Below are 20937 nucleotides of genomic sequence, written 5' to 3' on the forward strand. Positions count from 1 at the left end.
CCCTGCCGCCCGACGACCAACGAGGTGGAACGGACTGTGAACGTTGACGACCAGCTGACGCCGGCTCTCACCCTGCGCGGGGTCAGCAAGCGTTACGGTCCGGTTGTCGCCTGCGACGCCGTGGATCTCGCCGTACGGCCCGGCGAGATCCACGGCCTCCTCGGCGAGAACGGGGCCGGGAAGTCGACCCTGATGAAGATCCTGCTCGGGCTGGTGCACCGGGACGCCGGCACCATCCTGCGCGGCACCGAACCGATCGAGATCGACAGCCCGCAGGTCGCCGCCGACCTCGGCCTGGGCATGGTCCACCAGCACTTCAGCCTGATCGAGCCGCTCACCGTCTGGGAGAACGTCATCCTCGGCGACACCGGGCGGGTCGACCGGGCGGCGGCCTGCGCCCAGGTCGAGCAGGTCGCCCAGCGCTACGGGCTGCCGATCGACCCGCTCGCCCGGGTCGACCGGCTCTCCGCCGGCGAACGGCAGCGCGTCGAGCTGATCAAGTGCCTGCGGCGCGACCCGTCCGTGCTGATCCTCGACGAGCCGACCTCCGTGCTCACCCAGGCCGAGTCGGCCGAGCTGTTCACGGTGCTGCGCCGGGTCGTGCAGGCCGAGAACCGCGCCGTCATCCTGATCAGCCACAAGCTCGCCGAGATCATGGCCGCCACCGACCGGGTGACCGTGCTGCGGCGCGGCGCGGTGGCGTTCCACGGCACGACGGCGGACACCACCGCCCAGGAGCTGGCCCGGCAGATGGTCGGCCGCGACGTGTCGCTGCGCGCCGAGGGCGCCGCCCTGGGCCTGCTGCCCGTCGAGTCCCAGGGCCCGGCCGCCGCGCCGCCTGCCGCCGCCCCCGCCGGGGCGGACCCGGCGGCCGACCCGGGCGCGCCGGCCGCGCTGCGGCTGCGCGGGGTGACCCTGCGCGTCGGCGGCCTGCCCGTCCTCGACGACCTGCACCTCGACGTCGCCCCCGGCGAGATCGTCGGCCTCTACGGGGTCGAGGGCAACGGCCAGGCCACCCTCGGCGAGCTGCTGTCCGGGCTGCTGGTCCCCGACGACGGCGTCGTCGAGGTCGGCGGCCGTCCCGCCGACCTGACCCGGCCCGGCGCGCTGCACGAGGCCGGCCTCGGCATCGTCCCCGAGGACCGGCACCACTCCGGGGTGGTGCTCGACATGAGCGTGGCGGAGAACCTCGTCATGAAGTCCCTCGCCGGGGTCTGCACGCGCGGGGTGCTCAGCCGGCGACGGATGCACCGCATCGCCCGCCGGCAGATGGCCGAGTTCAACATCGTGGCCCCCTCGCCGGACACCCCGCTGCGCAGCCTCTCCGGCGGCAACCAGCAGCGGGTGGTGCTGGCCCGGGAGCTGTCCGCCGGCCCGAAGGCGCTGGTCGCCGCCCAGCCCACCCACGGGCTCGACGTCGGCGCGATCGAAGACATGTACGTGCGGCTGCGGCAGGCCGCCGCGGAAGGAGTGGCCGTGTTGCTGATCTCCACCGAGCTGGAGGAGGTGATGGCCCTGGCCGACCGCATCGCGGTGATCTCCTCCGGCCGGATCGTCGGGGTCCTGCCCACCGCCGAGGCCACCGCGGAGCGCCTCGGCATGCTGGTCGGCGGGGTGGCGCACTGATGGCCGCCACCACCGTCGCCGCGCCGCCCACCGGCCCGAGCGGCCCCGACGCCACCGGCCGTCGGCTCCTGCGCCGGCTCAACCCGGGCGTCGGCGGCTGGCAGGTGGCCGCCGCCACGGTGGCCACCGTGGCCGTCGCCCTCGCCCTGTCCGCGCTGCTCATCTCCGTCACCGGCGGCTCGCCCACCGCGTCGGCCAAGGCGCTCTACCAGGGCAGCATGGCCAGCCAGGCGGCCTGGACCACCTCCCTGCTGTACGTCGCGCCGCTGCTGCTGGTCGCCGTCGGCGCCTGCGTCAGCGCCCGCTCCGGCTTCTTCAACATCGGCCAGGAGGGGCAGGTGCTGATCGGGGCGCTGTTCGGCGCCTGGGCCGGGCTGCGCCTGGCGCTGCCCGGACCGCTGCTCGTCGTCAGCGTGCTGGCCGCCGCGGCAGTCGGCGCGGGCGCGTGGGCCGGGCTCAGCGCCCTGATGTACCGCTTCCGCGGCGTCAACGTCGTGGTCAGCACGATGCTGATGACGTTCCTGGCCCAGCAGCTCGTCTCGTTCGCGGTGAACACCCCGTGGCTGCTCCAGGAGTCCCGGCTGGGCCGGGGCACCCTGTCCCCGCAGTCCAACCCGCTGCCCGAGGGCGCCCGGATCAGCTCCCTCGGCGAGTACCCGAACCTCCAGATCAACGGCGGCCTCCTCCTGGCCGTCGTCGTCGCGGTCGTGTTCAGCCTCGCGCTGGCGCGTACCCGCTGGGGTTTCCGGCTCACGATGACCGGCCTCAGCCCGGCGGCGGCCCGGCACGCCGGCGTGCGCGTCGGCGCCCTCGGCGGGATGGCGCTGGCCATCTCCGGCGGCCTCGCCGGCCTGGCCGGGGCGCTGCTGCTGGCCAGCCCCGTCGGCACCAACCGGTTGCAGCCGGGCATGTCCCTCAACATCGGCTGGGACGGCCTGCTGGTCGCCCTGGTCGCCCGGAACAATCCGCTGCTGGCCATCCCGGTCGCGGTGCTGTTCGGCGTGCTCCGGGCCGGGGGCAGCTTCCTGGCCGCCACCGGGGTGCCGCCGTTCCTCGTCGACGTGGTCAAGGCGCTGCTGGTGCTGGCGTTCGTCGCGCCGCCGGTGGTGATCGGCATGCTGCGCCGACGCCGCCGCGCCGGCGAGCCGGCGACCAGCACGCCCGCCACCGACCCGGCCGTGAGCAAGCAGGACGCTATGGAAGGCAGTCTGGCATGAGCGCCGCCGACAACATCGCCACCATCCTCTCCAGCGGGGCCCGGCTCACCGTCCCCCTGGCCTTCGCCGCCTGCGGCGAGTACGTGGCCCAGCGCGCCGGCACCCTCAACATCTCCGTCGAGGCGATGATGCTCGGTGCCGCGTTCGGGTCGATCGCCGTGGCCAGCGCCACCGGCAGCGCCACCATCGGCCTGGCCGCGGGCGCGCTCGTCGGCGTGGCGGTGGCGTTCGTGCACGGCAACCTGTCGCATCGGGTGCAGATCAACACGTTCGTCGTCGGCCTGGTCCTCAACGCGCTCGTGCTGGGCCTGACCAGCTACCTGATCACGGTGAGCACCTTCACCGGGCACCAGGTGTGGCAGGTGAGCGTCCCGGTGCTGCGGGACATCCCGATCGTCGGCCCGATGCTGTTCGTGCAGCGCTGGCCGGTGTACCTGCTGCTGGCGGTGATCCCGCTGACCTGGTGGCTGGTGCAACGCAGCCGATGGGGGCTGGAGCTGCGGGCCGTCGGGGAGAACCCGCAGGCCGCCGACGTGAGCGGGATCCACGTCAACCGCCGCCGCCGGCAGGCGCTGCTGTGGTGCGGGCTGCTCGCCGGGCTCGGCGGCGCGTACCTGGCCGTCGGCGAGGTCGGCTCGTTCAACCAGAACATGACCGCCGGGCGCGGCTACCTGGTGATCGCGGCGGTGATCTTCGGCGCCTGGCGGCTCGGCCGTACGCTGGTCGGCTGCGCCGTCTTCGGCCTCGCCGACGCGATGCGGCTGGCGCTGCCGGCGCTCGGGGTCACCATGAACTCGCAGCTGCTGATCGCCGCGCCGTACCTGCTGGCCCTGCTGGCGATGCTGGTGTTCGCCACCGCGCACCGCGAACCCCGGGCGCTGGCCCAGCCGTTCCAACGCGGCACCACCTGACCCGGGCGGCGGCGAACGGCACGGGCGCCCGGTGCGCCGAGAGGCGATCTCGGCGCACCGGGCACCCGTGGTGGCGCTACTTCGCGGTCAGCGCGACCAGGGCGTTGGCGGTGCGGAAGTAGGGGTTGCGGCCGAGGTCGCCGACGGTGGTGATGTTGAAGGCGTCCTTGAGCAGCTTCGCGTCGCCGTCGCTGACTCCGGCGAGGGCGGACACCGGGGCGTCGACGATCTCGCTGAGCGTCTTGTCCTGGTAGGCCTTGTCGACCAGCTTGGTGAGGTCGGCGGTGACGGGCATGCACACTCCTTCGAAACTCCGGCCGGACGGTCCGGTCGGATGCGGACAAACCTGACAAATTAGATCATGGAATGGCGGGCGGATCCACAATGGACCCGCCGGGGCTCACGCCTCCTCGTCGCCGCCGTCGTCGTCCTCGTCGTCGCCGAAGACCTCGTCGGCGATCATCCCGCCGGCGAAGCCCAGCGCCGCGCCGCCGACCACCCCCGCGACGACCCCGCCCATGCCGGGCCCGTCGTGCCGCTCGTGGTGCTCCTCCTTGTAGTGGCCCCCGGGGTGCCCGTAGCCCGGCGCGCCGTACGCGGGCTGCCCGTAACCCGGTGCGCCGTAGGCGGGCTGCCCGTAGCCGGGAGCGCCGTAGCCGGGCGGCGGGGGCGGCGGCGGGTAGCCGGGCGCGCCGTAGCCCTGGGCGGGCGGGGCGTAGCCATGGCCGGCGTGCAGGCTCTGGCGGCCGTCGAGGACCTGGCGGACCCAGGCGTCGACCTGCGCGGCCCAGTCGCCGTGCTCGGCGTCGCCGTGGGCGACGTGATGGCGACCGTACGAGTCGTGTCCGCCGCCGAACAGTCCGCCGCGCTTGTCGAACTCCAGCACGACGTCGACGCCGTGCTCGTTGGTGACGAAGGTCAGCTCGACCTCGTTGACGGCGTGGGCGTACTGCGGGGCCGCGAAGTACTCGATCTCCTGGTAGAACGGCAGCGTCTGGTGCAGCCCGGAGATGTGCCCGCGTTCGAGGTCGGCGGCCTTGAACTGGAAGCCGAGCCGGCCGAACGCCTCCAGGATGCGCTCCTGGGCCGGCAGCGGGTGCACGTACACCGGGTCGAGGTCGCCCTTGTCGACCGCGCCGCGGATGGCCACCTCGGTGCGCAGGCCCATCGTCATGCCGTGCAGGTGCTGCCCGTACAGGTCGGTCACCGGGGTCTCCCACGGCATCGCCACCTGGAACGGCAGGGAGAGGTGCTGCCCCTCCCGCAGGTGCAGGCCGCCGGCGACCTGGACGCGGTGGAACTCGACGAGCGCGTCGTACTCCTCCTCCGCGCCGTCGACCTCGACCCGGGTGACCAGGCCGACGGTGATGTGGTCGATCTCCACGTCGTGGCTGCCGCCGGTCAGGTTCACCTGCCCGCCGAGCAGCAGCCCCGGGCGGGTGTTCGGGTTGGACAGGACCGTGTCGACGCTCGGGCCACCCACCCCGAACGCGCCTAACATCTTCTTGAACACTCCGTGTGTCTCCCTTGACAGCCACCACGCGCGCCACCCGGACTCGGTGGAACTTCCACCGGAAACCCTTGTGCCGCAACGGATTCAGCGGCGTCCATGGTGGAAGCCGCTGCGCCGGGAAAGTACCAACCCAGCCTGAGAGGTAGCTGAGTGCGGCGGTTTGGCTACTCTTCGGTAGGGTTGCGGGGCCGGTGTGGCTGGCCTGCGCGCGTGGTTCTGACGCCGAGCCGCCCGACTCGCCGGAGGGGGCCCTGGGCTCAGCCCGGAGGTCGCGCCGCCCGTGCTGGCCTTCCCCTAGGATCGACGGCATGACTTCCGCCCTCGATGCCCTCCCGCGGATCGGAGCACCAGCGACGCGGGCCCTGAACAACGCCGGCTACACGACCCTGCGCGAGCTGGCCGGGGTGCCCCGCGCCGAGCTGGCCAAGCTGCACGGCATGGGGCCGAAGGCCCTCGGGATCATCCAGAACTCCCTGGAGGAGCACAACCTGAGCCTGGGGTAGGGCTGTCGATCCAGCGTGGGAGGTCCTCGCTCATCTGCCCGCCCCCGTGCCGGCGATGCCCCTCTTCAGGGCGTCGACGATAGACCTTGTTCCGGTTGGGACCGCGCGAGAAGGTGGTCGACTTCCCGAGTCAGGAGACCAAAGCGGCGACAGCTTTCGACACTTTCCTCGAAGTGCAGTGTCGTGACGGGTGGCCCGCCGATGGGTGGCGTGTCCAGGCTGATCGCGAAGCAGGTGCGAACCAGAGTGTCGTCCGGGCCCTCCTCGTCGACCTCGATCAGGGCTGGCGGCGTGCCAGGGAAACCGGGGCCCAAGGCTGTCCATGTGTATCGCAGTTCGACCTTCCCCTCCTGCGGGCAGATCCAGGTGAGTTGACTCAGTGAGGCGCCGCCGACGTTGGCCCATGCGGACCAGCCGGTGCCGTCGGCCCTGAGGCAGACCCAACTCGATTCCATCACCCCGTAGTCGTACGGACCGCTGTCCCAGAGCCCCACGAGGTCCTCGTCCCACATGCGCAGCATGATGTCACGTCCTCATGATCGTGAACCACACCCGATCCGGCCGGCCCGCCGAGCGCAGACCGTGCTCAGGGTCGCGGCAGTCGGCTCAACGCGGATGCTCCCCAGCCGGTCGGGTCCTCGCCGGGCGGCACCATCGCGAGGGCCTGCCAGAGCAGCAGGACGTCCCACCAGCCCGACTCGGCGGGGGTTAGCGGGCGCACGGCCTGGTAGCCGGCGAGGAACTGGGCATGGACCTCAGGCGGCACCGGTCCCCAGTCGTGGTAGCGGGTGCCGAGCAGGACCGTCGCGCGGGCCAGCTCGACGAGCCGGTGGTCGTGCCGGGCCTCCTCGAAGTCGAGGACCGCGCTGACCTCGCCACCGGCACACAGGACGTTGGCGGAGCGGAAGTCGAAGTGGACGAGTTGCCGCGGCAGCCGGTCGGGTGGCGCGCCGGCGACCAGTCCGCGCAGCGCGTCGCGCGCCGCCGCGGGCAGGTGCGCGGCGCGGGTGTCGAGCCATTCGGTGATCTGTTGTGTCAACGGCGGGGACGCGACGGCGAGCGTGGTGAATCGTTCGGCGTGCGGGTATGCCGCGAGCGCGTCCTGTAGCCGGGCCAGGACAATCCCGGCTGCCCGCACCTGACGGCGATCGGTGGTGTCGAGAAGATCGCCCTCGATCACCCGTTGCAGGCCCAGCGAGACACCGTCGGCCTCGACCTGGAGACGGCCGGCCCGCGTGGGTACCGGTGTCGAGACCGGCAGGCCCCGGCCGGCGAGCCAGCTCGTGAGTCGTGCCACCTCGGCCAGGCGCGGGAAACGATCGGGCACCACCGACCACTTCGCGAGCAGCCGGCCGGACGGCGTGCCGACCCACGCCAGCGCGTTGCCGTCGCTCATCACGATCCGCTCGCAGGAGTCGACGCGTACGCCCCAGTGCTCGTCCAGCACGCCGGCGACCCAGCGGCCCGCCGACCGCGCGTCGCCGAAGCCGAACCTTCCCGCGAGGGCGCGGTGCGGGTCGTGCGCCTCCCACAGCATCTCCAACACCGGCGTCTGCGATCCGATCATGCGGCACAGTGTGGTGGATTCTCGTACGCGAAGGCGGGCGCCCCGGGGCCGGGCCGTCTGCTGACGGCGGCCTCCGGGGCGCCCGGTCGCGCGCGGTGTCAGGTCAGGCCCGGCTCCACCGCTGGTTGGCGGCGGTGTGGCAGGTCCAGGCGAGCACGGTGGTGCCGTTGGCCGTGCCGGAGTTGTTGACGTCCAGGCAGAGCGACGGGAACCGTACGTTGCTGATGGTGCCGTTGCCGTTGAAGGTCCACTGCTGGTTGGTGCCGCCGTTGCAGTCCCAGATCTGCGCCCGCGTGCCGGCGGCGGCGTTCGTGGGCAGCTCCAGGCACTTGCCGAGGACCTGGAGGGCCTGGCCGGACTGGGTGAACTGCTGGTTGGCGTTGCTGTGGCAGTCCCAGATCAGCGCCCCCGTGCCGTTGGCCGTGTTGCCGTTGTCGACGTCCAGGCACCGGCCGCTGGACTCGCTGCGCAGCCGGAACGTGGTGGTGGGCGGCGGGGTGGTGGTGCCGCCGCCGCTGACCCGGTAGACGACCGTGCCGTGGGCCGGGACGCTGGCGGAGATGGCGCCGGTGGTGGTGGAGGTGCCGTTCGTCCAGGCGTCGCGCAGGGTGAACGAGGAGCCGGACTTGCCGATCGCGGCGGCGGTGGTGGAGACGGTCGTGGTGGAGCTGCCCTGGTTGAACAGGGCGACCGCGACGTCGCCGTTGGCGAGCCGCTTGGCGAGCACCCGGCGGGTGCCGTCGTTGGAGACCTGCGTGCCCTGGAGGCCGAGGGTGTCCTGGTTGATCGCGATGAGGTTGGCGTTCTTGAGGATGGTCTGCGTGGCGCTGTCCATGTTGCGGATGTCGTTGCCGGCGATCAGCGGCGAGGCCATGATCGCCCACATCGCGAAGTGGCTGCGCATCTCGGTGTCGTTCATGCCGCCCCGGCCGACCTCCATCATGTCGGGGTCGTTGAACGCACCCGGACGCGCGTAACCGGCCAGCGGCACGGTGACGTTGATGATGTTCTGGATGCCCATGGGGTAGCCGTTGGTCTGGCCGGTGTTCCAGGCGTTGGTGATGTCCTCGGTGGTGCGCCAGATGTTGGCGACGTCGCCCCAGTTGCGCATGGGGCCGGTCTTCTCGTGGATGCTGTTGGAGTTGATGCTGTAGAGGATGGGACGACCGGTGGCGGCGAGCGCGTCGCGCATGATGGCAAACCGGTTGACCTGCTCGTTGATGGTCCCGGTGGGGGAGCACCAGTCGTACTTGAGATAGTCGACGCCCCAGGCGGCGAACTGGCGGGCGTCCTGGGCCTCGTGGCCCATGGCGCCGGTGGCCCCGGGGTAGGAGTTGAAGTACTGGGCGCAGGTCTTGTCCAGCGGGGCCTGGTAGATGCCGAACTTGAGGCCCTTGCTGTGGATGTAGTCACCCAGGGCCTTCATGCCGCTGGGGAACCGGGTCGGATCGCCCTGGAGGTTGCCGGCCGAGTCGCGGTTGGGGTTCATCCAGCAGTCGTCGACGACGACGTACTGGTAGCCGGCGTCCCGCATGCCGGTGTTGACCATGGCGTCGGCCATCTGCCGGATCAGCGCCTCGCTGATGTTACAGCCGAACGTGTTCCAGCTGTTCCAGCCCATCGGCGGGGTGCGGCCCACCCCGTTCTCCAATGCCTGAGCGGGCTGCGGGGCGGAAACCGTGTCGACCACGGTCAATCCGACTGCTCCCAGGAGTGCGACGCCAAGGGCGGCGAACCATCTCGTACGTGCGCGCATTGACTCTCCATTTTCGGACGGTGGATGTCGTCGTGCTGCCCGCCAATTGATGTGCCATTTGGCAGGCGCGGGGGTGGTGCACTGGTGACATCATGGTGGTGGTCACCTGCGATTACGGAGCGGCAAAGAGACCTGGCCGCAGTGCTGCGCGGCGTCCCGATGAGCTGGTTGGAGCGGCCCGGTAGCTCCTCGGGAAAGTTAACATGTGATCGCTCACATCGGCAAGCAACGGAGCCGTTGGCGATCGTCGGCCGCCAATGGGGTTACGTGCCGTGCGTGGTCACGGGCCGACACGGAAGCCGCCCGCCCGCAGCGAGAGTGCTGGCTGCGGACGGGCGGCAGGGGGTGCGGCGGGAGCGGCAGGCGGCGTCAGCGCCGCCGCAGGGCCGGGTCGGTCAGCGCCGGCGGTTGGTATCCGGCGTCGGCCGGGTTGACGTTGTGGCCCGGCGGCACCAGCGCGTCGATGCGGTCCAGCACGTCGGCCGGCAGCCCGTCGAGCTGGCCCGCGCCGAGCTGGCTGCGCAGCTGCTCCAGGGTGCGGGGGCCGATGACGGCGCTGGTCACGGCCGGGTGGCTGAGCACGAAGCCCAGCGCCAGCTCGATCAGCGTCAGGCCGCTCTCCCGGGCGAGCACCTCCAGCTCGCCGACCAGGTCGAGCTTGCGGTCGCGGGCGGCGGCGTCGCGGAAGTCGAAGTGGTCGCCGTTGCGCCCGGCGCGGGAGTCCGCCGGCACGCTGCCCGCGCGGTACTTGCCCGTCAGCCAGCCGCCGTTGAGCGGGCTGAAGACCATCACCCCGAGCCGGTGCCGCTCGCAGGTCGGCAGCACGCCGGCCTCGGCGCCCCGGGCCAGGATCGAGTACGCGAGCTGCTCGGTGGTGAAGCGTTCCCGCTGGCGCTGCTGCGCGACCCACTGCGCCTCGACGATCTGCTCGGCGGGGAACGCGGAGGTGCCGACGAGGCGTACCTTGCCCTGCCGGACCAGGTCGGACAGGGCGCCGAGGGTCTCGTCGACGTCGGTGCGCGGGTCAGGGCGGTGCACCTGGTAGACGTCGATCCAGTCGGTGCCCAGCCGGCGCAGGCTGTCCTCGACCGCCCGCGTGATCCACCGCCGGGAGTTGCCCCGCCGGTTGCGGTCGTCGCCCATCGGCTCGTGGAACTTGGTGGCCAGCACCACGTCGTCGCGCCGCCCGCGCAGCGCCCGGCCGAGGATCTCCTCGCTCTCGCCGTGCGCGTACACGTCGGCGGTGTCGACCAGGTTGATCCCGGCGTCGAGCGCCTCGGCGACGATCCGGTGGCACTCCTTCTCGTCGGTGTTGCCCCACGCGCCGAACATCATCGTGCCGAGGCAGAGCGTGCTGACCTCGACGCCCGTGCCGCCGAGCCTGCGGTAGCGCATGATCTGATCGTCCTCCCACTGGTGTGTGTGACCACGCTGGCACGCCGGCCCGACCCCCGGCACTGTCCCGCCGGGTCGAATCGGCCCGGCCGGGTTTGTGTCCCCGGCACATCGCCGCCGCGACCGGGGGACGAATAGGCTGGTGACAGCGTTGTTCTGGACATTCCGGCACGGTGGAGGTACTCATGGGGACCGGCCTGACCCAAGCCCGATGGACGCATGTGGCACTGCCCACCGGCGACCTCGACAAGGCGATCGCGTTCTACACCGCCCTCACCCCGCTGGTGGTGGTGGAGCGGTTCGCCGACGCCGACGGGGAGAGCGTGTGGCTCTCCAACGACAAGCAGGTCGAGACGCCGTTCGTGCTGGTGCTCGTCTCGTTCAACAAGGACAAGGGCGGCCAGCTCGGCCTGCTCCACCCGTTCGCGCACATCGGCATCGAGGTGCCGCAGCGCTCGGACGTCGACGAGATCGCCGCGCGCGCCCGCGAGCTGGGCTGCCTGCACTGGGAGCCCCGCCAGATGCCGCCGCCGGTCGGCTACATCTGCGCGCTGAAGGACCCCGACGGCAACGTCATCGAGATCTCCCACGACCAGCAGGTGTTCGACACCGTACGGCGGCTGTGGGGGAACTGACCGCGGCGCGGACCCGGGAGGCGGTGCTGCGCTACCTCGCCGCGTTGAACGCCCACGACGCCGATGCCGTCGCCGCCTGCGTCAGCGTGGGCTTCGTCAACGAGCACACCGCCGGGCTCGGGCGGGGGGTGGTCGGCCGGGCCGGCTACCGGGAGCGGCTCGACGGCTTCCTGGCCGAGTTCGCCGACCTCCGCTACGAGGTGGAGGAGCTGATCGTCGACGGGGACCGGGCCGCGCTGGCGTACCGGATGTCGTTCCGGCTGGTCTCCGCGGGCCGGGCCCCGGTGCGCGTGCGCGGGATGTTCCGGTTCCGGGTCGACGCCGACGGCCTGGTCGCGCACCGGGTCGACTACTGGGACAGCGGCGAGGTGCATCGCCAGCTTGCCGTAGAGCAGTGACTTTGCGTGGGCGCCTCGCCCCGGCCGATACGCCTAGCCGACCCCTTTGCTCTGCACCCAATGACGCAGCGGTCGCGTAGGGTAGTCGACCGCCGCCTGCTCCCGCGCCTCGGCGTCGCGCGTCGGCGCAGCACGGCCACCGTGTTGCGCCGGTGGGTGCAGAGCAAAGGACGCGGTTCGCGCGGGCGGGGGTGGCGGAAACGTGACGCAACGTCAGGGCGGCATCGTCCGGGTGATTCGGGCCCGATACCACTCAGAGTAACTGTTGGGCTCGCGCGAGGGGGCGGCGACCACGCCGCCCCCGCCGTCGTTCTCGCGCCCCGGCCGTCGCGCTGGGTAGAGTGCGCATCCTGCGGAGGCGACGGGGATGCGTGAGGTGACGCGATGGCGGCCGGGGTCGGGGTCGAGGAGCACAGCGGCGACGCGCCGGCGATCCAGACCGTGCAGCGGGCCGCCACCATCCTGAAGGCGTTCTCCGCCGAGCGGCCCCGGCTCACCCTGGCGGAGCTGACCGCCGACCTCGCGATCAGCCGGGCCACCGCGCACCGGTACGCCCGCGCGCTGCGCGCGGCCAACCTGCTGCGCTTCGACACGGCCACCGCCACCTACACGCTGGGGCCGCAGATCCTGGCGATGGAGGCCGCCGCCCGCGCGGCGCTGCCCATCGTCACCGCCGCCGAGCCCTACCTGGACCGGCTGACCCGGCTGACCAACCAGACCTCGGTGCTCAGCGTGTGGAACGGCGAGAGCCCGATCGTGGTCCGCTGCATGGACAACGTCAGCGGCGACGTGCGGCTGAGTGTGCGTACGGGATCGCCGCTGGACCTGGTGCGCTCGGCGCAGGGCCGGGTGTTCTGCGCGTTCCTGCCGCCCGCCGAGGCCCCGGTGGTGGCCCGCCAACTGCGCCTGTCGGCCGGGCTGCGGGCGGTGGTGGAGCAGGTGCGCCGCGACGGGTTCGCGGCCAACTCGCCGGAGGACTTCGGGGTGCGGGTGCTGGCCGCGCCGGTGTTCGAGCGTACCCAGGTGGTGGCCGCGTTGGGCGTGCTCGGCACCGACGCGGTGCTCTCCGGCGCGGCGGAGGCCGCGGCAGCGGACGCCCTGCTGCGCATCGCGCGCGAGCTGTCCGAGGGGCTCGGCGCGGCGGTCGGCTGACCCGACCCGCGCCCGGCCCGCGCCCGGCCCGCGCTGGTCAGCGCCGGCCCGCGCCCCCGCGTGCCGCCGGGGGACGGTGGCCGTTGCCGTTGTCCGGCGTCAGGTGGTGGCCGTTGCCGTTGCCGGTGCTGCCCAGCTCGGCGGTGACCAGGGCGGCGACGCGCTGCAGGGCGATGGCGAGCGGGGTGTCGGTGCCCTCCGGCACGGAGGTGGTGGTGCCGACGATGGCCATCGCGGCGATCAGCGTGTTGCCACGGAAGATGGGCGCGGCGATGCTGCGCACGCCGTTGGCCGACGGCGTGTTTGCCGAGATGCCGGTGCGGCGGATCTTGTCGACCTCCCGGCGCAGCTCGGCGGAGGCGGCCAGCTCGTCGGCCAGCCCGACCACGTCGTCCTCGGGCAGGAAGGCGCAGAAGACCCGGCCCTGGGCGGACTCGGTGCGCGAGAGCCGGGAGCCGGTGCGGACGCTGACGCGGATGACCCGGTCGGTGTTGTCGTCGGCGCGGACGACCACCGCCGTGTCGCCGTCCCAGACGCTGAGCACCACGGTTTCGTCGATCTCGCGGACGAGCTGCTGCATGTGCGGGCCGGCGATGCTGATCACCGGCATCGCGGCGCGCGCGGCGGCGGAGAGGGTCAGGATCTGCGGGCCGAGCGAGTAGAGTCCCTCCCGCTCGTCGTAGCGCAGCAGGTTGCTCTCCCGCAGGGCCTTCGTGTAGCGGTGGGCCGTCGCCTTGCTGGTGCCGAGGCTGGCGGTCAGTTCGTTGAGGCTGAGTCGTGGGCGCGCTGCGGTGAACGCGTTGAGGATGACCGCCGCGCGCTGCACGGTCTGGATCGCCGGGGCGCTCTGGTCCGCGTTCTTCCCCGGCGAGGGGCTGTCGTCCGCCATCTGGATCCCTCGTTGCGTGAAGTGAGACAGTATCATGGCATATGGCACATCAGCCTGTCGATATCTGCCGACTTCGTAGCGCGATGTCGGCATAAATCCGGGCGAAACGCACCAGCTCGGCAACCGCGTAGCGGTCCCGCCGGGGTTCGGTCGGGTCCGGCGGCAGCGGCGGTGGGCCCAGCCGGACGGTCGGCACGCCCCGCCCGCGCAGCACCACCCCGTCGGTCGACCCCGTCCAGCCCCGGATTGGCCGAGGCTCGCGGCCGTGCGCCGCCCGCCAGGCGTCGGCGGCCCACCGGCAGATCGGTGCGTCGGGGTCGGTGGCGGCGGCCGGGTGGACGGGCCAGCCGGTCACGCTCACCCCGCAGTCGCCCAGCGGGGTGCCGCGCAGCCTCTCGGCCAGCGTCGCGGCCAGGGCGTCGGCGATCTCCGTTGGCTCGTCGCCGGGCACCGTCACCAGGTAGAGGTGGAAGTCCAGCCGGCCGGGCAGCAGGTCGGGCTTGCCCGGCTGGCCGGCCCGCACCGCGCCGATGCCCACCTCCGCCCCGACCTGGCCGCCGCGCCCGGCGCGACCGGCCAGGTGCGCGCTGCGGAACGCCTCCAGCGCCGCGACCACCCGGCCGAGGTGTGCCAGCAGGCCGCCCGGCGGGACGGCGGCGTCGCGGGACAGCGCCGGATGGAAGCGGCTGGTCAGCCGTACCCGGAGGAACATGGCCCCCGGCTCGGCGGTGAGCACGCCGGGCGGGCCGCTCTTGGCCACGACGGCGGCGGCCGGCAGCGGGTGCCGGTCCAGGTGGTGGGCCACGCCGCCGGGGGCGGGGCCGGCGTCGGGGTCGTTGCGGTGGGTGCCGGCGGCGGCGAGCAGCAGGGTCAGCCGGTGCGGCCGGCCGGCGGCCCGGCACGCGCCGGCCGCCGCGGCGAAGCCGACCAGGGCGGCGGCGGTCGCCGCGCGGGCCACCCCGAGGCCGAAGCCGCTGACCACCGGCCCGGCGTCCGCCCCGGTCGGCCTGGTCAGCTCGGGCGCGGGGGCGTCCAGGCCGGTGATCGGCGCGTCGAAGTCGGCCCCGCCGGTCAGCGAGGTGTCCAGGTGCGAGTAGACGAGCAGCTCCGGCGCGGCGCCGAGGGCGGAGGAGCCGACGAGGTTGGCGCTGTCGGGCAGCGCCGCCGTCGCCTCCAGGGGGTCGACCCGCCAGGACAGCTCCGGCCAGCGCGCGGCGGCCCAGTCGGCGAGCCGGCAGGCGGTGGCCCGTTCCCGGCCGTACGGGCTGGGCCCCGCTCCCAGCACGGCCAGCGCGTCGAGGACGTCCGCCTCGTCGATCGCCTGCCCGGCCGCCCGTCGCAGTGCCGCCGGCACCTCGTCGTCCATCCCCGCGCTCCCGCCGCCGTGACTTCATTCAAGATGACGTCTCGTATGTTGACATACTCGGGATGGCTTCTCTAGCGTGACCTGACATCAACGACATCGCCCCGCATCCGGCGACGTCCGCGCGACGGTCAGCGGTGCGGATGCGGACGGCCGACCCAACCGCTGGAGGACCGATGGCCTACGTGGTCACCGACGAGTGTGTGGACGTGCAGGATCGGTCCTGCGTCGAGGAGTGCCCCGTGGACTGCATCTACGAGGGCGACCGGATGATGTACATCAACCCGGACGAGTGCGTCGACTGCGGGCGCTGCGAGCCGGTCTGCCCCGTCACGTCGATCTTCCACCTGGAGGACCTGCCGGCCGACCGGGCCCACTTCGGCCCGATCAACGCCGAGTTCTTCGGCGAGATCGGCAGCCCCGGCGGGGCCCGCAAGATCGGTCGGGTCGGCCGCGACCACCCGGCCGTCGCGGGGAGCGCCACCTGATGGGCGACCAGCACGAGGTCGACCTCGCGATCGTCGGCGCCGGCCCCGCCGGCCTCTACGCCACCTACTACGCCGGCTTCCGCGGGATGAGCGTGGCGGTGATCGACTCGCTGCCCGAGCCCGGCGGCCAGATCGCCGCCCTCTACCCCGAGAAGGCCATCTACGACATCGCCGGCCTGCCCTCCGTGCGCGGCCAGGAACTCGTCGACGCCCTGCTCACCCAGGCCGCCACCGCCAAGCCGACGTACCTGCTCGGCGAGAGCGCCGTCGACCTGACCTGCGCCGAGGACCACGTGCTCATCGGCACCGACGCCGGCACCCGGGTACGCGCCAAGGCCGTCCTGCTGACCGCCGGCATCGGCACCTTCACCCCCCGCGAGCTGCCCGTCGGCAGCGACTACCTCGGCCGGGGCCTGCGCTACTTCGTGCCCCGCCTCGACGAGCTCGCCGGCCAGGAGGTCGTCGTGGTCGGCGGCGGCGACTCCGCCGTCGACTGGGCCCTCGCGCTGGAGCCGTACGCCCGCAGCGTCACCCTCGTGCACCGCCGGCCGCAGTTCCGCGCCCACGAGCACAGCGTCGCCCAGCTGGAGTCCTCCACCGTGCGCGTGGTCACCCCGTACGAGGTGTGCGGCATCGCCGGGGAGCAGCACGTCACCTCCGTGACGATCGCCGAGGTGCGCGGCGAGGGCCGCGAGGAGCTGCCCGCGCAGGCGGTGGTGGCCGCCCTCGGCTTCATCGCCGACCTCAGCGCCATGGAACGCTGGGGCCTGGAGATGCACCGGCGCTACGTCGCCGTCGACCGGTCGATGCGCACCAACCTGCCGCGCGTCTTCGCCGCCGGCGACATCACCGACTACGAGGGCAAGGTGCGGCTGATCTCCGTCGGCTTCGGCGAGGCCGCCGCCGCCGTCAACAACCTCGCCCCGCTGGTCAACCCGGCGCTGGGCACCGTGCCCGGGCACTCCTCGGACGCGGCATGACCGCCCCCCGCGACGAGGCCCGGCACACCGCCGGCGACGGCACGCACCTGGTCGCCACCCGGCACGGGCTGGGCCGGCTCACCGGCGACGGCGACGTCGAGCTGCTCGACCTGCCGTACCCCGACGTGGCCGCGCTGCTGCGCGCCGGCGCCGGGCTCGCCCCGGCCCGCGCCGCGGCCGTGCGCCGCCGGCTGTCCCTCGACGCCCTCGCCGGCGACGTCGTCGCCCCGCTGGGCGCGACGCCGGCCGTGTGGGGGGTGGGCCTCAACTACCACTGCAAGGCGCGCACCACCGGGCGGCCCCTGCCCACCCAGCCCGTGCTCTACCTCAAGTCGCCCAACGCCGCGTCCGGCCCCGACGACACCGTGCCGCTGCCCACCTCGGTCAGCGCGCAGTCCGACTACGAGGGCGAGGTCGCCCTGGTCATCGGGGCGCGGATGCACCACACGCCCGCCGAGCGGGCCTGGGCGCACGTCGCCGGGATCACCGCCGCCAACGACCTGACCTGCCGCGACGTGATGGCCGCCTCCGGCAGCCCCACCCTGGCCAAGAGCTTCCCCGGCTTCGGCGCGCTGGGCGCCTCGGTGCTCGGCCTGGACGGGGTCGCCGACCGCGACGCCATCGGCGTGCGGACCACGGTCAACGGGGAGCTGCGCCAGCAGGCCAGCACCGCCGACCTCATCTTCCCCGTGCCCGACCTGCTCGCCTGGATCTCCCGGTACGTGGTGCTGGAGCCGGGCGACGTGGTGCTCACCGGCACCCCCACCGGCACCGGCCAGGACCGGGGCTGCTTCCTGAGCCCCGGCGACCTGGTCGAGGTCACCGTCGCCGGGGTGCTGCCGCTGCGCACCCGGTTCCGCGCCGAGACCCCGGCCCAGGCAGCCGAGACCCCGGCCCCGACGGCCGAGCCCGACCCCCTGCCCGGCGACGCCCGCCCGTCGCCGCCGCTTCGTACAGAAAGCGTGATGCCATGACTGACAGCTCCCCGCGCTACGACCTGGTGCTGGCCGGCGGCGAGGTGTTCGACGCCGCCACCGGCGTCAGCCAGGTGACCGACGTCGCGGTCACCGGCGACCGGGTGGCCCGGATCGCCCCCGGCCTCGCCGCGCAGGGCCGGCAGGTGGTCGACTGCTCCGGGCAGTACGTGCTGCCGGGCCTGGTCGAGGCGCACACCCACATCTTCGCCGAGGTCTCCAAGGTCGGCGCGCCGCCGGACGAGGCGCACCTGCACCGGGGCGTCGTCGCGGCCTGCGACGCCGGCACGGTCGGCGCGTCCACCTTCGCCGCGTTCGAGCGCTTCGTCGCCGCCCCGGCCCGGATGCGGCTGGTCAACTTCCTCAACGTCTCGGTCCTCGGCCTGATCGACTTCCGGTTCGGCGAGCTGCTCAACCCGGGCACGCTGGTGCCGGAGGACGCCCTGGCGGTCGCCGCCGCCAACCCGCACCGGGTCCGCGGCTTCAAGATCCGCCTCTCCGAGGACGTCGTCGGGCTGGAGTGGCGCACGCTGCTCAAGCGGTCCCTCGCGCTGTCCGCCGAGGCCGGGCTGCCGCTGATGATCCACATCGGGGAGACCCCGGAGCCGCTGCCGGTGATCCTCGACCTGCTGCGCCCCGGCGACGTCGTGGCCCACTGCTACACCGGCAAGCCGTACGGCATCCTCGCCGACGGCACCGTCCTGCCCGAGGTGTACGCCGCCCGCGAGCGGGGCGTGCTGTTCGAGTCGGCCCACGGCAAGAGCAACCTCAGCTTCGCCGTGGCCCGCCCGGCCATCGAGCAGGGCTTCCTGCCCGACGTGATCACCTCCGACACCAGCGGCCGAAACTGGCACGGCCCGGTGTTCGACCTGGTCACCAGCATGGCCAAGCTGCGGGCCATGGGCATGACCATGGAGCAGATCGTGCCCCGGGTGACGTCCGCCCCGGCCCGCCTGACCGGCCTCGACGCCGAGGGCTACGGCAGCCTCGTCGAGGGCGGCCCGGCCCACGTCACGGTGCTCGCCGACGCCGAGGAGGCCGAGCTGCCCGACGCCGCCGGCAACCGGATCGTCGCGCCGCGGCTGGAGCCGAGCCTGGTGCTGCTCGCCGGCGAGCGGGTGCCGACCGTGCCGTGGCGGGGCCTGAACCGCTGATGTCCGCCACGGATGCCGCGCCGCCCGTCGGCGTGCACCGCTCCCGCAGGCGGCTGCGGGCGGCGCTGCGCGGTGGCGGGCGGCTCGTCGGCACGTTCCTCAAGCTGCCCGGCCCCGACGTGGTGGCCCTGGCCGCCCAGGCCGGGCTCGACTTCGTCGTGGTCGACCTGGAGCACTCCGCCCTGGACGAGCGCGCCGCCGCCGACCAGCTCCGGCTCGCCGCCGCGCTCGGCCTGCCGGCGCTGGTCCGGGTGCCGGCGGTCGACCCGGGCCAGGTCAACCGGCTGCTGGAGGCCGGCGCCGTCGGGGTCCAGCTCTCCACCGTCCGCAGCCGGGCCGAGGCCGGGGCGCTGCGCGCGGCCAGCCGGTACGCCCCGCACGGGCGGCGCAGCATCAGCCTCGCCCACCCGGCGGCCGGCTACGGCCTCGGCGGCCTCGACGGGTACCTGGCGGCGGAGGCCGCCGACCCGCCGCTGCTGGTCGCCCAGATCGAGACGGCGACCACCGACGACCCCCTGCCCGACCTGCTGGCCGGCCTGGACGTCGGCTTCGTCGGCACCACCGACCTGGCGGTCAGCCTCGGCCTCGCCGGCACCGACGACCCGACGCCGCTGCTGCGGCGCACCGGCGACGTCGCCGAGGCGGCCCGGGGGGCCGGGGCCGCGCTGGGCGGCTGGGTGGCCGACCGCACGGCCGAGGCCCTGGCCCGGTACGGCCTCACCGACGCCGGCTACCTGGTGGTCGGCTCGGACCTGCAACTGCTCGGCGTCGGCCTGCGCCGGCTCGCCGGCTGACCCCGACCCCGGAAAGGGAGCGCTGACATGCTCAACCCGCAGCTCTACGGCATCGCGGTGAACTGGGACGACATCCCGGCGACCGACGTGCGGCCCGGGGTGCGCCGCAAGGTGTACGCCACCGACGAGGTCGTGCTGGCCTGGCACGAACTGAGCGTGGGCATGACGCTCAACCCGCACCACCACGACGACTTCGACCAACTCGTGATGATCCTCGGCGGCCGGTGCAACTACTACGTCGACGGGGTGCCGCACCCGATGGGGGCGGGCTCGATGCTGCTCGTGCCGCGCGGCGCGGAGCACTACGTCGAGCCGACCGAGGGCCCCTGCATCAACCTGGACGTCTTCGCGCCGCCCCGGGCGGACTTCCTGGCGCACGCCTGGCGTCCCGGGCAGGGCTGAGGCCGCCGTGACCGACATCGTGGTGGTGGGCAGCCTCAACGTCGACGTGGTGGTGCCCCTGGCCGAGCTGCCCGCGCCCGGCCAGACCGTGCTCGGCGTCGCCGACCACCGGCGCGCCGGCGGCGGCAAGGGCGCCAACCAGGCGGTCGCCGCCGCCCGGCTGGGCCGCCGCGTCGCCATGGTCGGCGCGGTCGGCGACGACGCCGAGGGGGAGTGGCTCACCGGTCTGCTCGCCGCCGAGGGCGTGGACACGGCCGGGGTGCTGCGCGCGCCCCGCCCGACCGGTCAGGCGATCGTGCTGGTCACCGCCGACGGCGACAGCACCATCGCGGTCAGCTCCGGGGCGAACATGTGGCTCGCGCCGGAGCACCTCGCGCCGTCGTACGACCGGATCGCCTCGGCCCGCGCGGTGCTGTTGCAGCAGGAGGTCGCCGCCGAGGTGGTGGCCGCCGCGGTGGCCGCGGCGGGCGGCCTGGTGGTGCTCAACCCGGCCCCGGCCCGGCCGGTGGACGCGGCGACCCTGGCCCGGGTCGACATCCTGGTGCCGAACCGGGGCGAGCTGGCGGCCCTGGCCGGGGCCCCGGCGACGGCGTCCCCACCGGGCCCGGCGGAACTGCCCGCGCTGGCCCGGTCCCTCGGCACGCGGGGGCCGGTGGTGGTGACCCTCGGCGCGGACGGCGCGCTGGTGGTCACCGCGGACCGGGAATGGCTGGTGCCGGCCGAGCGCGTCGACGCGGTGGACGCCACCGGCGCGGGGGACACCTTCTGCGCGGCGCTGGCCGACGCGCTGCTCGACGGCGCGGCGATCGACGAGGCGGCCCGCTGGGCGAGCCGGGTGGCGGCGGTGACGGTGACCCGGCCGGGCGCGATGGCCGCCGCGCCCCGCCGCGCCGAGGTGCCGGCGGCCTCGTAGGGGCGGGGCCGCAGCGGCGCCCGGGGGTGGCGCCGCAGCCACCCCTGTCCTTTCCGGTGACGGCCACGGGGCGTGAGGGCCGCGTGGCGTTCGCCGGTGGGATTGCCGCCTTCACTGTCCGTGGCTGTCCTCCGGCCCCGGACGACATCGCGCGCTCACTTTGCTCTGCACCCATCCACGCAGCACCTCCGGCCACCGGCTGGTATTCGAGATGAGCGATGTCCGGGGGTGAACTGGCCCGTGACTGAGGGTCAACTGTCGCGTATGTGGGTGCAGAGCAAAGGGCTGAAGACGGCGATGCGGCACC

General features: G+C 73.6%; 22 protein-coding genes. 14 read left to right on the forward strand and 8 right to left on the reverse strand.

The window, feature by feature from the left end:
- Positions 1 to 36 precede the first annotated feature (36 nt).
- From ACFYWL_RS22635 to ACFYWL_RS22645, 3 genes are read left to right on the forward strand one after another with little or no spacing between them, the layout of a single operon-like run.
- Positions 37 to 1626 (forward strand): ABC transporter ATP-binding protein, encoded by a 1590-nt coding sequence (locus ACFYWL_RS22635; protein WP_386975744.1) that lies wholly within the window; start codon positions 37 to 39, stop codon positions 1624 to 1626.
- Positions 1626 to 2843 carry an ABC transporter permease gene (locus ACFYWL_RS22640; RefSeq protein WP_386975746.1) on the forward strand — a complete coding sequence of 406 codons (1218 nt, stop codon included), beginning with the start codon at positions 1626 to 1628 and terminating at the stop codon, positions 2841 to 2843. Before ACFYWL_RS22635 ends, ACFYWL_RS22640 begins: the two co-directional genes overlap by 1 nt.
- A complete protein-coding gene (locus tag ACFYWL_RS22645; protein ID WP_074477767.1) occupies positions 2840 to 3754 on the forward strand; it encodes an ABC transporter permease in 915 nt (304 codons plus the stop codon). Before ACFYWL_RS22640 ends, ACFYWL_RS22645 begins: the two co-directional genes overlap by 4 nt.
- A 76-nt stretch (positions 3755 to 3830) precedes the next feature.
- Here ACFYWL_RS22645 and ACFYWL_RS22650 read toward each other — a convergent pair whose 3' ends face one another.
- Together ACFYWL_RS22650 and ACFYWL_RS22655 are read right to left on the reverse strand one after the other, a co-directional pair.
- The gene (locus ACFYWL_RS22650; protein WP_386975748.1) at positions 3831 to 4049 is read right to left on the reverse strand and encodes a hypothetical protein; all 219 of its coding nucleotides are present in this window, start codon (positions 4047 to 4049) and stop codon (positions 3831 to 3833) included.
- Between the two features lie 105 nt (positions 4050 to 4154).
- On the reverse strand, positions 4155 to 5255 hold the full coding sequence (locus ACFYWL_RS22655) for a sporulation protein (RefSeq protein ID WP_386975750.1): 1101 nt from the start codon (positions 5253 to 5255) through the stop codon (positions 4155 to 4157).
- Between the two features lie 320 nt (positions 5256 to 5575).
- On the opposite strand from ACFYWL_RS22655, the gene ACFYWL_RS22660 reads away from it, so the two are divergent.
- Entirely contained in the window at positions 5576 to 5770 is a 195-nt protein-coding gene (locus ACFYWL_RS22660) for a helix-hairpin-helix domain-containing protein (protein WP_386975752.1), read from the forward strand.
- A gap of 65 nt (positions 5771 to 5835) precedes the next feature.
- On the opposite strand, the gene ACFYWL_RS22665 is transcribed toward ACFYWL_RS22660, so the two are convergent.
- The 4 genes from ACFYWL_RS22665 to ACFYWL_RS22680 all read right to left on the reverse strand — a co-directional run bounded on the left by ACFYWL_RS22665 (position 5836) and on the right by ACFYWL_RS22680 (position 10488).
- Positions 5836 to 6282: a hypothetical protein gene (locus ACFYWL_RS22665; protein WP_386975754.1), complete on the reverse strand. Its 447-nt coding sequence runs from the start codon at positions 6280 to 6282 to the stop codon at positions 5836 to 5838.
- Between the two features lie 74 nt (positions 6283 to 6356).
- A complete protein-coding gene (locus ACFYWL_RS22670) occupies positions 6357 to 7337 on the reverse strand; it encodes a phosphotransferase (protein ID WP_386975756.1) in 981 nt (326 codons plus the stop codon).
- Positions 7338 to 7440: 103 nt separating this feature from the next.
- On the reverse strand, positions 7441 to 9093 hold the full coding sequence (locus ACFYWL_RS22675) for a glycoside hydrolase family 27 protein (protein ID WP_386975758.1): 1653 nt from the start codon (positions 9091 to 9093) through the stop codon (positions 7441 to 7443).
- A 369-nt stretch (positions 9094 to 9462) separates the two neighbouring features.
- Complete coding sequence (locus tag ACFYWL_RS22680; protein ID WP_386975760.1) at positions 9463 to 10488, reverse strand: aldo/keto reductase; 1026 nt, start codon at positions 10486 to 10488, stop codon at positions 9463 to 9465.
- Positions 10489 to 10709: 221 nt separating this feature from the next.
- Here ACFYWL_RS22680 and ACFYWL_RS22685 point away from each other — a divergent pair, with 221 nt between their 5' ends.
- The 3 genes from ACFYWL_RS22685 (at position 10710) to ACFYWL_RS22695 (ending at position 12673) form a co-directional block, all read left to right on the forward strand.
- Positions 10710 to 11123 (forward strand): VOC family protein, encoded by a 414-nt coding sequence (locus ACFYWL_RS22685; protein ID WP_386975763.1) that lies wholly within the window; start codon positions 10710 to 10712, stop codon positions 11121 to 11123.
- On the forward strand, positions 11111 to 11521 hold the full coding sequence (locus ACFYWL_RS22690) for an ester cyclase (protein ID WP_386975766.1): 411 nt from the start codon (positions 11111 to 11113) through the stop codon (positions 11519 to 11521). Before ACFYWL_RS22685 ends, ACFYWL_RS22690 begins: the two co-directional genes overlap by 13 nt.
- Positions 11522 to 11905: 384 nt before the next feature.
- Positions 11906 to 12673: an IclR family transcriptional regulator gene (locus ACFYWL_RS22695; RefSeq protein WP_386975769.1), complete on the forward strand. Its 768-nt coding sequence runs from the start codon at positions 11906 to 11908 to the stop codon at positions 12671 to 12673.
- 37 nt (positions 12674 to 12710) lie between these two features.
- Here the strand turns inward: ACFYWL_RS22695 and ACFYWL_RS22700 are convergent, their stop codons facing one another.
- Together ACFYWL_RS22700 and ACFYWL_RS22705 are read right to left on the reverse strand one after the other, a co-directional pair.
- On the reverse strand, positions 12711 to 13562 hold the full coding sequence (locus ACFYWL_RS22700; protein WP_386975772.1) for an IclR family transcriptional regulator: 852 nt from the start codon (positions 13560 to 13562) through the stop codon (positions 12711 to 12713).
- 49 nt (positions 13563 to 13611) lie between these two features.
- Entirely contained in the window at positions 13612 to 14928 is a 1317-nt protein-coding gene (locus ACFYWL_RS22705) for a hypothetical protein (RefSeq protein ID WP_386975775.1), read from the reverse strand.
- Between the two features lie 173 nt (positions 14929 to 15101).
- Here ACFYWL_RS22705 and fdxA point away from each other — a divergent pair, with 173 nt between their 5' ends.
- From fdxA to ACFYWL_RS22740, 7 genes are read left to right on the forward strand one after another with little or no spacing between them, the layout of a single operon-like run.
- Positions 15102 to 15413: a ferredoxin gene (gene fdxA, locus ACFYWL_RS22710; protein WP_074477794.1), complete on the forward strand. Its 312-nt coding sequence runs from the start codon at positions 15102 to 15104 to the stop codon at positions 15411 to 15413.
- Complete coding sequence (locus ACFYWL_RS22715) at positions 15413 to 16393, forward strand: NAD(P)/FAD-dependent oxidoreductase (RefSeq protein WP_386975777.1); 981 nt, start codon at positions 15413 to 15415, stop codon at positions 16391 to 16393. The genes fdxA and ACFYWL_RS22715 overlap by 1 nt, the downstream gene beginning before the upstream one ends.
- Positions 16390 to 17367, forward strand: a complete 978-nt coding sequence (locus tag ACFYWL_RS22720) for a fumarylacetoacetate hydrolase family protein (RefSeq protein ID WP_386975780.1) — start codon at positions 16390 to 16392, stop codon at positions 17365 to 17367. The genes ACFYWL_RS22715 and ACFYWL_RS22720 overlap by 4 nt, the downstream gene beginning before the upstream one ends.
- Entirely contained in the window at positions 17364 to 18521 is a 1158-nt protein-coding gene (locus ACFYWL_RS22725; protein ID WP_386975783.1) for a hypothetical protein, read from the forward strand. The genes ACFYWL_RS22720 and ACFYWL_RS22725 overlap by 4 nt, the downstream gene beginning before the upstream one ends.
- Entirely contained in the window at positions 18521 to 19315 is a 795-nt protein-coding gene (locus ACFYWL_RS22730) for an aldolase/citrate lyase family protein (protein WP_386975786.1), read from the forward strand. Before ACFYWL_RS22725 ends, ACFYWL_RS22730 begins: the two co-directional genes overlap by 1 nt.
- A 27-nt stretch (positions 19316 to 19342) precedes the next feature.
- The gene (locus ACFYWL_RS22735) at positions 19343 to 19717 is read left to right on the forward strand and encodes a cupin domain-containing protein (RefSeq protein ID WP_074477804.1); all 375 of its coding nucleotides are present in this window, start codon (positions 19343 to 19345) and stop codon (positions 19715 to 19717) included.
- 7 nt (positions 19718 to 19724) lie between these two features.
- Complete coding sequence (locus ACFYWL_RS22740) at positions 19725 to 20630, forward strand: ribokinase (RefSeq protein WP_386975789.1); 906 nt, start codon at positions 19725 to 19727, stop codon at positions 20628 to 20630.
- The last annotated feature ends 307 nt before the right edge of the window (positions 20631 to 20937 follow it).

Origin of the sequence: Micromonospora sp. NPDC002575, assembly GCF_042889525.1 — a bacterium.
In the GTDB taxonomy this organism is placed as follows: Bacteria; Actinomycetota; Actinomycetes; order Mycobacteriales; family Micromonosporaceae; genus Micromonospora; species Micromonospora carbonacea.

What these genes read in the sequence shown, in the direction of transcription:
- ACFYWL_RS22655 (WP_386975750.1), bottom strand. Translation starts at nt 5,255, where the DNA reads ATGTTAGGCGCGTTCGGGGTGGGTGGCCCGAGCGTCGACACGGTCCTG.
- ACFYWL_RS22715 (WP_386975777.1), top strand. Translation starts at nt 15,413, where the DNA reads ATGGGCGACCAGCACGAGGTCGACCTCGCGATCGTCGGCGCCGGCCCC.
- ACFYWL_RS22650 (WP_386975748.1), bottom strand. Translation starts at nt 4,049, where the DNA reads ATGCCCGTCACCGCCGACCTCACCAAGCTGGTCGACAAGGCCTACCAG.
- ACFYWL_RS22640 (WP_386975746.1), top strand. Translation starts at nt 1,626, where the DNA reads ATGGCCGCCACCACCGTCGCCGCGCCGCCCACCGGCCCGAGCGGCCCC.
- ACFYWL_RS22700 (WP_386975772.1), bottom strand. Translation starts at nt 13,562, where the DNA reads ATGGCGGACGACAGCCCCTCGCCGGGGAAGAACGCGGACCAGAGCGCC.
- ACFYWL_RS22645 (WP_074477767.1), top strand. Translation starts at nt 2,840, where the DNA reads ATGAGCGCCGCCGACAACATCGCCACCATCCTCTCCAGCGGGGCCCGG.
- ACFYWL_RS22725 (WP_386975783.1), top strand. Translation starts at nt 17,364, where the DNA reads ATGACTGACAGCTCCCCGCGCTACGACCTGGTGCTGGCCGGCGGCGAG.
- ACFYWL_RS22720 (WP_386975780.1), top strand. Translation starts at nt 16,390, where the DNA reads ATGACCGCCCCCCGCGACGAGGCCCGGCACACCGCCGGCGACGGCACG.
- fdxA (WP_074477794.1), top strand. Translation starts at nt 15,102, where the DNA reads ATGGCCTACGTGGTCACCGACGAGTGTGTGGACGTGCAGGATCGGTCC.
- ACFYWL_RS22665 (WP_386975754.1), bottom strand. Translation starts at nt 6,282, where the DNA reads ATGTGGGACGAGGACCTCGTGGGGCTCTGGGACAGCGGTCCGTACGAC.
- ACFYWL_RS22735 (WP_074477804.1), top strand. Translation starts at nt 19,343, where the DNA reads ATGCTCAACCCGCAGCTCTACGGCATCGCGGTGAACTGGGACGACATC.
- ACFYWL_RS22670 (WP_386975756.1), bottom strand. Translation starts at nt 7,337, where the DNA reads ATGATCGGATCGCAGACGCCGGTGTTGGAGATGCTGTGGGAGGCGCAC.
- ACFYWL_RS22730 (WP_386975786.1), top strand. Translation starts at nt 18,521, where the DNA reads ATGTCCGCCACGGATGCCGCGCCGCCCGTCGGCGTGCACCGCTCCCGC.
- ACFYWL_RS22680 (WP_386975760.1), bottom strand. Translation starts at nt 10,488, where the DNA reads ATGCGCTACCGCAGGCTCGGCGGCACGGGCGTCGAGGTCAGCACGCTC.
- ACFYWL_RS22705 (WP_386975775.1), bottom strand. Translation starts at nt 14,928, where the DNA reads ATGGACGACGAGGTGCCGGCGGCACTGCGACGGGCGGCCGGGCAGGCG.
- ACFYWL_RS22695 (WP_386975769.1), top strand. Translation starts at nt 11,906, where the DNA reads ATGGCGGCCGGGGTCGGGGTCGAGGAGCACAGCGGCGACGCGCCGGCG.
- ACFYWL_RS22660 (WP_386975752.1), top strand. Translation starts at nt 5,576, where the DNA reads ATGACTTCCGCCCTCGATGCCCTCCCGCGGATCGGAGCACCAGCGACG.
- ACFYWL_RS22675 (WP_386975758.1), bottom strand. Translation starts at nt 9,093, where the DNA reads ATGCGCGCACGTACGAGATGGTTCGCCGCCCTTGGCGTCGCACTCCTG.